The organism is Pseudomonas sp. XP2 (genome assembly GCF_053557975.1).
Window position 1 is genome coordinate 87,469 of sequence record NZ_JBNRIK010000007.1, and the last position, 10,596, is coordinate 98,064.

Genomic DNA, 10,596 nt, shown 5'->3' on the forward strand with positions numbered 1-10,596 from the left:
GGCTCGCCCGCTCCCACAGGGGTCGTGCCGGCTCTTGGATAGTTGTTTCTACAGTGTCCCTGCCAAATCAATAGATAGAGTTTGCTTGATGAGAGTCTGGGCAGTAGCCAATCAAAAAGGTGGCGTCGGCAAGACCACCACAACCATCGCCCTGGCTGGCCTGCTGGCTGAGGCTGGCAAGCGCGTGGTCGTCGTCGACCTCGATCCGCACGGGTCGATGACCAGCTATTTCGGGCACAACCCCGATGCGCTGGAGCACAGCTGCTACGACCTGTTCCTGCACAAGGGCGCAGTGCCAGACGGCCTGCCCGGGCAGTTGTTGCTGCCTACCAGCGACGAGCGCATTTCGCTGTTGCCGTCGAGCACCGCTTTGGCAGTGCTGGAGCGCCAGTCACCCGGGCAAAATGGCCTGGGCCTGGTGATCGCCAAGAGTCTGGCGCAGCTGTGGCAGGATTTCGACTATGCCGTGATCGACAGCCCCCCCTTGCTGGGTGTGCTGATGGTCAATGCCCTGGCCGCCAGCCAGCAGTTGGTGATACCGGTGCAGACCGAATTTCTGGCAGTGAAGGGCCTGGAACGCATGGTTGGCACCTTGGCCATGATCAACCGTTCGCGCAAGCAGGCGCTGCCGTACCAGATCGTACCCACCCTGTTCGACCGCCGTACCCAGGCCTCCCTGGGCACACTCAAGCTGCTGCGTGATACCTACGGCCAACAGGTGTGGCAGGGCTACATCCCAGTCGATACGCGCCTGCGCGATGCCAGCCGCAAGGGCGTCACGCCCTCGCAGTTCGACAGCAAGAGCCGCGGTCTGATTGCCTATCGGGCGCTGCTCAAGCACCTGCTGACTTACAAGACCGCAGTGCAGGTGGCCTGATGACCCAGACCCGACACACCAGCACCCGGCCGCAGATGGCCCTGCAGTCGTACCTCGACGGCCTGTTGCAGGAGGCCACCGAAGCCCAAGAGCTGTTTGAGCCGCCAGCGGCGCCAGACGAGTTCGCCGAGGCGGTGCGCGAGGAGCAGGCACGTGATGCGCGTCAGCCCGCCGGGCCGATGCCAGCCCAAGCCCCTGCCAGCCTTGCCCAACGGCCGTTTGCCGAACCCAAGGTGGCGGTGTTGCCCAGCGTCATGCCGATAGAAGCGCCGGTGGTCACGGTGGTCGAGCAGCAGGTGATCGCCGAGGCCGCCATCCCGGTGCTGGTCGAAGAACAAACCGTGGAACCCGCAGTGCCGCTGGTCGACGTGCACCTCCCGGCGCCGAACCTGCCGGTGCCGCCGGCCACCGTGGACGGCCGCCCGGTGTGGGCGGCCGAGCCATTCGAATGCCTGTTGTTCGATGTCGCCGGCCTGACCCTGGCGGTGCCGCTGGTGTGCCTGGGCTCGATCTACAACCTGGCCGGCCAGGAGCTGACCCCGCTGTTCGGCCAGCCGGACTGGTTCCTCGGCATCCTGACCTGCCAGGCCGGCAACCTGAAGGTGCTGGACACGGCGCGTTGGGTAATGCCCGACCGCTACCGCGACGATTTTCGCCAAGGCCTGAATTATGTGATTTCCGTGCAGGGCTACGAATGGGGGCTGGCCGTACACCAGGTCAGCCGTTCGCTGCGCCTGGACCCGTCCGAAATCAAGTGGCGCAGCCAGCGGGGCCAGCGCCCGTGGCTGGCTGGCACGGTGATTGAACACATGTGTGCATTGCTCGACGTCGCCGCACTGGCCGAGCTGATCGCCAGCGGCGCGGTCAAGCAGATGCACGCCAAACAGAAATGACACAGAACACAACCGCCAAACAGCGGATTTTGAGGGTAGGGGAATGAAAAAGTCGTCTGCACAAGGTTCCGAAGATCCGATCCTGCAGTGGGTTACCTTCCGTCTGGACAACGAGTCCTACGGCATCAACGTGATGCAGGTGCAGGAAGTGCTGCGCTACACCGAGATTGCCCCGGTGCCGGGTGCGCCAAGCTACGTGCTGGGTATCATCAACCTGCGCGGCAACGTGGTGACAGTGATCGACACCCGTCAGCGTTTTGGCCTGATGCCGACCGAGGTCACCGACAACACCCGTATCGTCATCATCGAAGCCGATAAGCAAGTGGTCGGCATTCTGGTCGACAGCGTGGCCGAGGTGGTTTACCTGCGCCAGTCCGAAATCGAGACCGCGCCGAATGTGGGTAACGAAGAGTCGGCCAAATTCATTCAGGGCGTGTGCAACAAGAACGGTGAACTGCTGATCCTCGTCGAACTGGACAAGATGATGACCGAGGAAGAGTGGTCCGAGCTGGAGAACATCTGAGTTGATCCTAGAGGTTGCTGTCATCTTCCTGGCGCTGGTCTGGGCGCTGAGCCTGTGGTTCTTCCTCAACTACAGCAAGCGCCAGCGCGAGCTGGCTGCGCAGCAGGCCGAGGGCGATGCCCTGCGTGACCAGCGCATCAAGGACCTGGCCAAGCGCCTGGACGACTACCAGAACGGTACCGTGCGCATGGGCGAGGCCCTTCACGAGCTGCGTGTGTCGGTGGCCAGTGTGCCTGACCGGCTGGAGCGGCTGGAGCAACGCGACCCCAGTAGTGTCACGTTCAGCCAGGCGGCCAAGTTGGTGGGGATGGGCGCGAGCGTGTCGGAGTTGACCGAAACCTGCGGGCTGACGCGGGCCGAGGCAGAGTTGATGAGCAAGTTGCATCGCAGCGAATAACGTGAAAAGGCGACCTGAGGTCGCCTTTTTCTATTGCCGCGATTGCTTGCTCAAGCCTGTCGGGCCCTAGCTGGACGTGCCGCTCAGGGCCTGGCCCAGGAGTTGTATCCCCCTATCCTGGCAATGCGGTTGAGTGGCAGCAGTTGCCGTTGCACCGCCTGAAACTCAGGAAGGCTGACGAACTGCCAGGAGTTAGTGCGGGGGAACGCATACAGGTTGATGATCTGACGCATCATGCCGAGCTCAGGCAACAGACGGTCGACCACGTCGGTGAGCAACTTCGGCCCGGTGAGGTGGCTAAGGGCCTGGGCATAACCATAGAACGCTTGCGGGTCGGTTTGTAGGGATGGCTTGCTTTGATAGAAGTTTGGCGCTTGTTCGTAGCGCGCCTGCATTTCTTCCAGGATTGCCTTGAGCGTCGGATTATTCGCGTGGCTGCCTACCAGGCTGCCGTTGTACAGGCAGTTCATGCCCAATTTTTCGTTGGACACCGCCGAGTGCAGCAGCAGGCCGTTTTCAGAGGTGGCAAGTGCTACGTCATCAAGGCGCTCTCCCGGCGTGCCTCTGGGGGCGCCATCGATGAACACAGGGTACTCACCAGGCGCTAGCAGCCTGTCGTCGACATCCATGTACAGGCCACCTTCCTGTTCAAGCAGGGCATAGCGCAAAACGTCCGACGCCGACGAAAAGTTGCTGGCCACCCCACCGTTACCGTGGATCGCTGCCTGGTATTGGGGGAAGTTGGCACTCTCCTTGAAACGCGCATAGAACGGCTGGTCCTCAAGTGGCAATACTTCTACCCCGGGCGCATGCTCCGCCAAAAGCTGCAGGTTGGCCTGGAACGCACCCGGCTCTGCCCTGGAGAGATACAGGCGATGAACATACTGAGTCTCCTGCAGCGTGCGGGCGTTGCGGGCGATATTGTCGATCAGGGTTTGCTCAATGACCTTGTCGCCTACCCAGATATTCAGGACGTGTTTAGGGATTGGTCGAAGTCCTTCGGTAGGTAGGACCGGTAGCGCAATGGGCAGGTTCAGATCAACGCCCAATGCACGCAAGGTCGCCATGCGCATGTCATCGGTCACCTGACGCGCTCGGGCATCCACCTCGACCAGATTGAGCGAGCCGGGCGTTGCGATGTAGCAGCTTGGCTCAACCTCATTGAGGTCGCTTTCCAGGCGAAAGGCATCGAGTTCCATGTCGTAGAGCACATGCTCTTGATAACCGCCGATCATCGTCGTGAGCAGGTCGGGCGAACCGTCGTAGCGAGGCGTCCTGACAACGGCACCAGCCACACCGTCGTCGGCACCCGGCAGAGGCGCGATGGGGTCTGGAGTATGGAAATAATCTGCCACGTCGGCCAGCGGCAGCTCAGGGGGGGTGATGGGGCTCAAGGGGTAGCCGATTTGTTCGTTGACCCGGCTGGGGATCACAAAACCTTCATGCTTGAAGCGCAGCAGCACAGGTGCCTTGGACACCCCGGCAGCCACCAGCGGTAGTGCATTGAGCACCCCAAACACCGACGTGCCGATGCCTTCGGCGCTTTGCCGGGCGTTTTTGGCGTGGATGGCCTGGTCCAGGCCCAGGCCGAACTGGGCGATGCCGCCCAGGGCGAACAGCGGGGCCAGCTCGGGCACTACCAGGGCCAAAGGGCCCAGCACGTTGATTGCCGAGTTCAAGTAGCCGCGCCATTTGGCCTTGGTCACTTCGCTGTCGCTGGTGATGATGAAATGAGCGTCCTGGTAACTGCGCTGTTTCTGGCGGCGGGCCAGGGAAAGGAACAGGTCGCCTTCTATCAGGGGGCTGTAGTCCTTGACCTTGTAGTTGATGTAGTCCTGTGGGGGCCAGATGCCCTGCGCCGTGAAGCCGGGGCGGTTGCTGTCGAGGTGGTAGGGAGCTGGGTAGCTGCCCAGGCCGCACAGGGCAGTGTGAAGGCCGCTGTAGCTCAAACCGTCTTCGCGATCGGCCAGGGCGAAGTGGCCCTGCAGGGCGTCGCGCGTGCGCGGGGTACGGCACTGGTTGGCGAACCAGTCCAGCATGGCCTTTTTGTCGCTGAACTCGTGCAGGGGCGAGGCATTACCCGGAATGTAGAGTAAAACCAGGCCGCTGACGCCGTCGTGCAGGCACAGCAGGTCAGTGGCGGTGTAGCCGTACACATTTAGCCACCTGGCGCGCAGCCTCGGTTTGCTGCCCGGCTTTTCGTCACCGGGCGTTACCGACGTTGAGGCTTGCAGGCCGCATGCCTGCCAGGCCAGCTTTCTGCCGGCATCACTGAGGCTGCCCTCGGTGACTTGCTTGTTGCAGGCGGCGATGAAGTTGATCTTTGCGCTGATACGGTAGCGTTCCAGGTTGGCATCCCAGTAGCTGTCGAGCATCGACTTGTACTGCACCTGCAAGTCCAGGCCCCAGATAAACGACTGGAACTCCTCAGCTGCCAGCGGGACGTGCGTGTCTGCGTTGTATAGCGGGTGGTCGCTGTGCCTGAACAACCCGTTGTAGACGCTATAGGGTGCGTGATGGTCAAACAGGTTTTGCTCGCGCAGTGTCTGGACAATGGTCAGTGGCCCTTCGGGTAACTCGCCGGCCCAAGGAGCATCGATCGCCGCGCCTAACCAGTTGTTGGCCGACTCACCCTGCCAGTTCGAGAGCACGGCCTGGGTCAGTGTCATCTTCTGCGCGACGAGCGCAATCCAGCCGAGCTTGGGGCTGAACTGGTAATGCAGGGTGACCGCGTCGACGCGGTCTGGGTCCAGGTCGATGGAGCGTTCCTGGGCCCACTGATGGATGGCACTGGCTGCCGCACGGTCCGGGCGCGGAAAACCGGCGAGGCTGTCACGCACAAATTGCACGCCCTTGGCATTGACGTATTGGGTTGTCATGGCGGTCACCTTTGAGTCTGTATGGGCTGGCAAAGGTGACCTGCATACGGGGGGCGGTGGCACTACATATGTAGGTGGGTGTCGCAGGCGTTGCGCATCCTTGGTAAACCAAGCCGTGCGCGACGACGAAACCCGTCGATTGCCCCCAGCTTGTACCTGGCCCGCCGCGACCGTTTCAGGTATAGGCCCAGCTGTGCTCGTGGCCCATGCGGGCCACCCTGTCGAGCGGTACGTGTTGTTGCAGCACGGCATGGAACATATCGAAGTTCAGCGTTGCATGGATGTCGTAAACCGGTGACACCAGCAAATGACAGATTTCACGCAGTTGTTTGAGGAGCGGCAGTCGTTGGTCTACTACGGCATTGAGCACACCTGGGCCGGTCAACAGGCTCAGACGCCGGGCGTACGCCTGGAACGGCAACGGCGCCAGGCGAGGGTCCGGGCGGCTGTTGTAGAACTCGGGTTCCATGCCGTAGCGACGCAGGATCTCATCGGACACCGCGTCCAGCGTCGGGTTACCGGGGAGGCTGCCGATCATGCTGTTGTTGAACTTGACGTACATGCCCAACTGGTCGTTAGACACCGGCGGCGAGAACAGCAGGCCATCATCCGTGGCCTGGAGCATCACGGTGGCCAAGGGTGGGTTGAGCTCACCTCTGGTGGTGTCCAGCAGCCGATCGTCGGCATCCAGGTAAAGCCCGCCATAGTGCTTGAGCAAGCGGTAGCGCAAGATGTCGCACGCAGAGGCAAGGTTGCGGCCGAGCCCGCCGTTGCCTGCGATGGCGGCCTGGTACTGCGGGTAATAAGCTGATTGGGTGAACGCCTGAAAGAAACCTTGAGTCTCCAGAGGGAGCAGCTGCGCGCCTTCAGCCCTGGTGCGGAGCAGGCGCATATTGCGTTCAAAAACCAGTGGGTCTTGCTGCGATAGCAGAATCTGGTAGCGATACCCGCTGAGGCGGGCGATGCGGGTGTTGTGGGCCAGTGCTTCGAGGAATTCACCTTGCAGCACGCTGTCACCCACCCAGACGCTGCTGATCAGTCTGGGAATCGGTGTGCGCACCAATTGCCCGTAAAGGGCGTAGTCGATGGGCATCTCCACGTCGATCCCCAATGCCCGAAGCGTCGTGTTGCGCTGCTCATCGGTGGCGTTGAATCGCCTTCTGGACAGCGTCAGCGAGGTGTCGCTGGTATTGGCGAGCCGCCAGCGCGGTGGCACGATCATGTGTGTGTCACGGGAGCGGACGAAGCTGTCGCTGGCAAACTCGTACTCGACCCATTCGCTGACCACGCCCTCGGGTGTTTGCAGCCATGCCATGAAGCGGTGCTCGAGGTTTTCGTCGACACGCGTCACCACAGCCGCGAGGCTGTCGGAGGACAGGGTCGCTTGCTCACGGAATGCCAACTCTACCGAGTCGCTCGCCTGGGCGATGGGGGCGGCGCCAACCGGCATACCCAGCACATTGGAGAGGCGTGACGGGGTGAAGAACCCGGGGCGGCTGCAACGAAACACCGACGCCTCCCTGGCAAAGCCCTGGCCGGCCAGGGGGAGCGCGTTGAACAAGCCGAATGTCTGGTCGGCGACGCCTGCGCTTCGGCTCTCCAGGCTCTTGCCATTGATGGCCTGATCAAGGCCAAGGGTGAATTGGCTCAGGCCACCGATCACCAGCAACGGAGCCAGTTCGGGCAAAAGGAGGGCAAACGGGGCAAGCAGCGCAGTGGCCACAGAGAGGTAGTTGCCCCAGCGGGACTTGTCGATGTCATGATTGCTGGTGATCAGGCTGTCGGTATCGGCATAGGTGCGGCGCTTGCGCTGCAAGCTCAGGTGCTCGAACAGGTCGCCGATGATCGGGGGGGAGTAGGTGTCGGGGCGATAGTCGATGATCGCTTGCGGGTCCCAATGCCCGCTGGTCGCAAAACCCGGGTGCTGGGGGTTGAAATGATGCGCAGCAGGGTACAAGCCCAAGCCGATCAAGGCCGTACGCAAGCCGCTGAAGTCCAGGCCGTCGGGCCAGTCGGCACGGGCGAAGTGGACCAGCATTGCATTGCGCTTGTCGGGGACCTTGCATTGTTCTGCGAACCAATCCTTCATGGCGGACGCATCGGTGAACGCATGAAGCGGCGAAGCATTGCCTGGAATGTACAGGACAACCCCTGGGTCGCTGGTTTGTTTGATGTACAGAATATCGGTCGCGGTATAACCGTAGACGTTCAGCATCGAAATACTGAGGTCGCCCTGAGGTAACAACCCGCAAACTCGCCAGACCAGCTGGCGCTGAGGCTCGGACAGGCTGCCCTCTATTACCTGACGGTTGCAGGCGGCAATCAAGGCAAGGTGAATGGCCTGCCGATAATCGTCATTGTGTTGAGCCCAGTAGTTGTCGAGTTGTTGTTTGAACAGGGTGTGAAAATTCAGCCTCCAGTTAGCGGTCTGAAAGTCTTCTGCGCGTATCGGCAGGCGCGTATCCGGGGCGTAGCGGGGAGGCTCTGTGCGTTTGTACAGGCCGTTGAACACCTGATAGGGCGAAGCATTGGATAACGGGCTCAGTGGCGCAAGCCGTTCAACGATGGTCAATGGGTCCTGTGGCGGCAGGCCTGCCCAGTCGCCATAGTGGAAACCGTCATAGCCTGCGGCCGGTTCGCCCTGCCAGTTGGCAAGCAATGCTTCGACCAGGTTCATCTTCTGGGTGATGACGGCCTTCGTACTGCCCTGTGAACGCCCTTCTCCCGCCGGTTCTATCCGGTAGTGGAAGGTGACCACGTCGTTCAGCAAAGGCGACTGCGCCACCCCCTTCGAGGTAAGCCATTCGGAAAGTGTCTGTTGTGCCAGCAGGTCGGGGCGGGGAAAGTCCTGCAGTGCCTGGCGGATACGGGCCAGGCTGTGGTGCGGAATGGGGCGCATTGAGTAACCCTTCTATCGATGAAGGGCATCAGGGTAGTGTGAGGGTGCAACTCACGGCGTCAGGTAACGCTGCCGGGAGGGGGCAGCCCCAGCAGCGCTGGCGTGATGTCACGGGGCGTGGCGGTGTCGTCGGCGAAGCCCGCCGGGACGCGGCCGCGCAGTTGCCAGGCGAAAGCAATGATCTCGGCGATGGTCAGGTACAGTGCTTCGGGAATCTGTTCGCCCAGCTCCAGGCGCGCCAGCAGGCGCACCAGCTCGGCATTTTCGTAGATCGGCACCTCGTGTTCGCGGGCCAGGGCCAGGATGGCCTCGGCCAGCGCATCGTCACCCTTGGCGCTGAGGGTAGGGGCCTGCTGGCCGTCGTAGGTCAGGGCGATGGCCTGGCGTGTTGGTTGCTGTGTCATGCGTTTTCGTCTACCCAGCGTTGCTCCACCCGTGTGCGCGGGCCTTGAGGGGGGATGCCCGGGTGGCATTCCAGGTTGCCAACGTCCAGGCCGCGGTCCAGCAGGCGCTGGCGCAAGGCACCGAGCTGGCTGTCGATCAGCCTTGCGGTGGGTTCACGTTCTGCCCACAGATGCCCGCTCAGGCGGCCTTGGCTCAACTGCGCCTGGACTTGCAGCGGGCCAAGGGGTGACAGGTCGAAGGCCAGCTCGATGCGCCACAGGGCTTGCAGCGGGTCTTGCGCTTCATGTTGGCGGTCGGCCTGCTGTTGCGGTGTTTCCTCGCGCTGGATTTTGACTTGCAGCGGGATGAACTCCTGACCGTGGCGGATCGGCACTTCGGTTTGCCAGGTGGTCTGCAGGTTGCCGTTTTCCAGTGTGCCGGTTTGTTGCAGGCTGCTCATGGCATGGTTTTGCAAGCGTGAAACGGCAGCTGCGGCCAGGCGCAGCAGCTGTTGCAGGTCGCCTTCGTCTTCCAGGGCCTTGAGCAGGCGCGACGGCAGGGGGAACGCCCCTGGCTGCGGCTTGGGGCTGACCCGTTCGAGCATGCCCAGTGCGCTGCGGGCCAGCGCCGGCATGGTCACGGCCAGGCTGGCGGGCGCCAGGTTGGGCATGCCTGGTGTGCTGACCGGGGCCTGGGTGATCAGGCGCAGCAGGTGTGCCTTAAGGTCAGTGGCCACGCTGGCAGGAAAACCGCCCAGCAGTTTCGCTTCAAGGAAGGCGCCGCTGTTGTTCAGCGCCTGGGCCACGCCTTTGGCGTCGCCCAGTTGCCGCGCGTCCGGCAGGCCGGCCAACAGGCGTTCGGCACTGGCGCGCAGGTCGCCATCGGCGCTCGGGTCGCGGGCGAGCTGTTGCAGCGCGTTGAGCACACCGGGCAGGGAGGCTTGGCGGTTTTGCTGGGTCAGCAGTTGCTGGGCAATGCTCAGTTGGTCCTGTCTGCCACTAAGCGGCACGAAACGCAGCGACTGGTCGCCTTGCACCAACGCGCTGAGCAGGCTGCCAATGGCCAGGGGGCGTGGGCTGTCGACGCTCAAGGTGGCGCCGGCCTGTGCACTGTTGAGCAGGCTGACCAGCGCCCGGTAGATCGGCGGTTGGCCGGGCGCCTGGGCCAATGCCTGGTTGGTCAGGACCTTGCCTTGCAGCAGGGTGCCGACGGGCACTTTGCTGGTGTCCAGGCGGGTGAGGGTGGCGATCTGGCTGGTATTGGCCTGCTGCAGCATGATTGCCAGTCGGTTGCTTTCGGTTTGGCTGACGGTGACCTGGCTGCCTTGGGGCAGTGGCTGGCTGGCGCTGGCTTGCAGCTGGGTCTGCACGCCGTTGGCCTGTATCAGGCGCAGTACCAACTGGAACTCCTGGCCCGTCTGGCGCAACGACACGACTTCGGCCTGCGCGGTCTCGCCGGGGGCCAGCAGACCCGGCTGCGCCTGGATCAGGCGCAGCAGTTCACCGGTCATGCCTGCCTTCATGGCTTGGCTGTTGATCGCGGTTTGTGCGCCGAGACTATTGATTTCAGTCATGATTGTATACAACCTGTCGAGCCCGGCCTCTTGGCAGCGCGGCGGCGCGTGTAATAATGCCGGGCGCCCGTGGTTGCCAGTATAACGGCAGCGCGCGGGGCGACTTGAGACACAAGGGTTCTGGAGCGGCGTCGCCTGCTTCGCGGGCAAGCCCGCGAAGCAGGCGACACC

The 10,596-nt window shown here is 62.6% G+C and carries 8 protein-coding genes; 4 read left to right on the forward strand and 4 right to left on the reverse strand.

The annotated features are described in order from the left end of the window. The first annotated feature begins 88 nt into the window (after window positions 1–88). From ACK1VC_RS10490 to ACK1VC_RS10505, 4 genes are read left to right on the forward strand one after another with little or no spacing between them, the layout of a single operon-like run. Window positions 89–877, forward strand: a complete 789-nt coding sequence (locus ACK1VC_RS10490; protein WP_016488407.1) for a ParA family protein — start codon at window positions 89–91, stop codon at window positions 875–877. Continuing rightward, a complete protein-coding gene (locus tag ACK1VC_RS10495; protein ID WP_060519422.1) occupies window positions 877–1,770 on the forward strand; it encodes a CheW domain-containing protein in 894 nt (297 codons plus the stop codon). Before ACK1VC_RS10490 ends, ACK1VC_RS10495 begins: the two co-directional genes overlap by 1 nt. A 43-nt stretch (window positions 1,771–1,813) precedes the next feature. After that, a complete protein-coding gene (locus ACK1VC_RS10500; RefSeq protein ID WP_003254393.1) occupies window positions 1,814–2,293 on the forward strand; it encodes a chemotaxis protein CheW in 480 nt (159 codons plus the stop codon). Between the two features lies 1 nt (window position 2,294). Then, entirely contained in the window at window positions 2,295–2,690 is a 396-nt protein-coding gene (locus ACK1VC_RS10505; protein WP_016488405.1) for a DUF2802 domain-containing protein, read from the forward strand. An 83-nt stretch (window positions 2,691–2,773) separates the two neighbouring features. On the opposite strand, the gene ACK1VC_RS10510 is transcribed toward ACK1VC_RS10505, so the two are convergent. The 4 genes from ACK1VC_RS10510 to fliK all read right to left on the reverse strand — a co-directional run bounded on the left by ACK1VC_RS10510 (window position 2,774) and on the right by fliK (window position 10,425). Continuing rightward, complete coding sequence (locus ACK1VC_RS10510; RefSeq protein WP_197884490.1) at window positions 2,774–5,569, reverse strand: dermonecrotic toxin domain-containing protein; 2,796 nt, start codon at window positions 5,567–5,569, stop codon at window positions 2,774–2,776. A 175-nt stretch (window positions 5,570–5,744) separates the two neighbouring features. Next, on the reverse strand, window positions 5,745–8,468 hold the full coding sequence (locus ACK1VC_RS10515) for a dermonecrotic toxin domain-containing protein (RefSeq protein WP_191086848.1): 2,724 nt from the start codon (window positions 8,466–8,468) through the stop codon (window positions 5,745–5,747). A gap of 59 nt (window positions 8,469–8,527) precedes the next feature. After that, a complete protein-coding gene (locus ACK1VC_RS10520; RefSeq protein WP_023049037.1) occupies window positions 8,528–8,872 on the reverse strand; it encodes an EscU/YscU/HrcU family type III secretion system export apparatus switch protein in 345 nt (114 codons plus the stop codon). Beyond that, window positions 8,869–10,425 (reverse strand): flagellar hook-length control protein FliK, encoded by a 1,557-nt coding sequence (gene fliK, locus ACK1VC_RS10525; protein WP_060519430.1) that lies wholly within the window; start codon window positions 10,423–10,425, stop codon window positions 8,869–8,871. The genes ACK1VC_RS10520 and fliK overlap by 4 nt, the downstream gene beginning before the upstream one ends. Window positions 10,426–10,596: the final 171 nt, after the last annotated feature.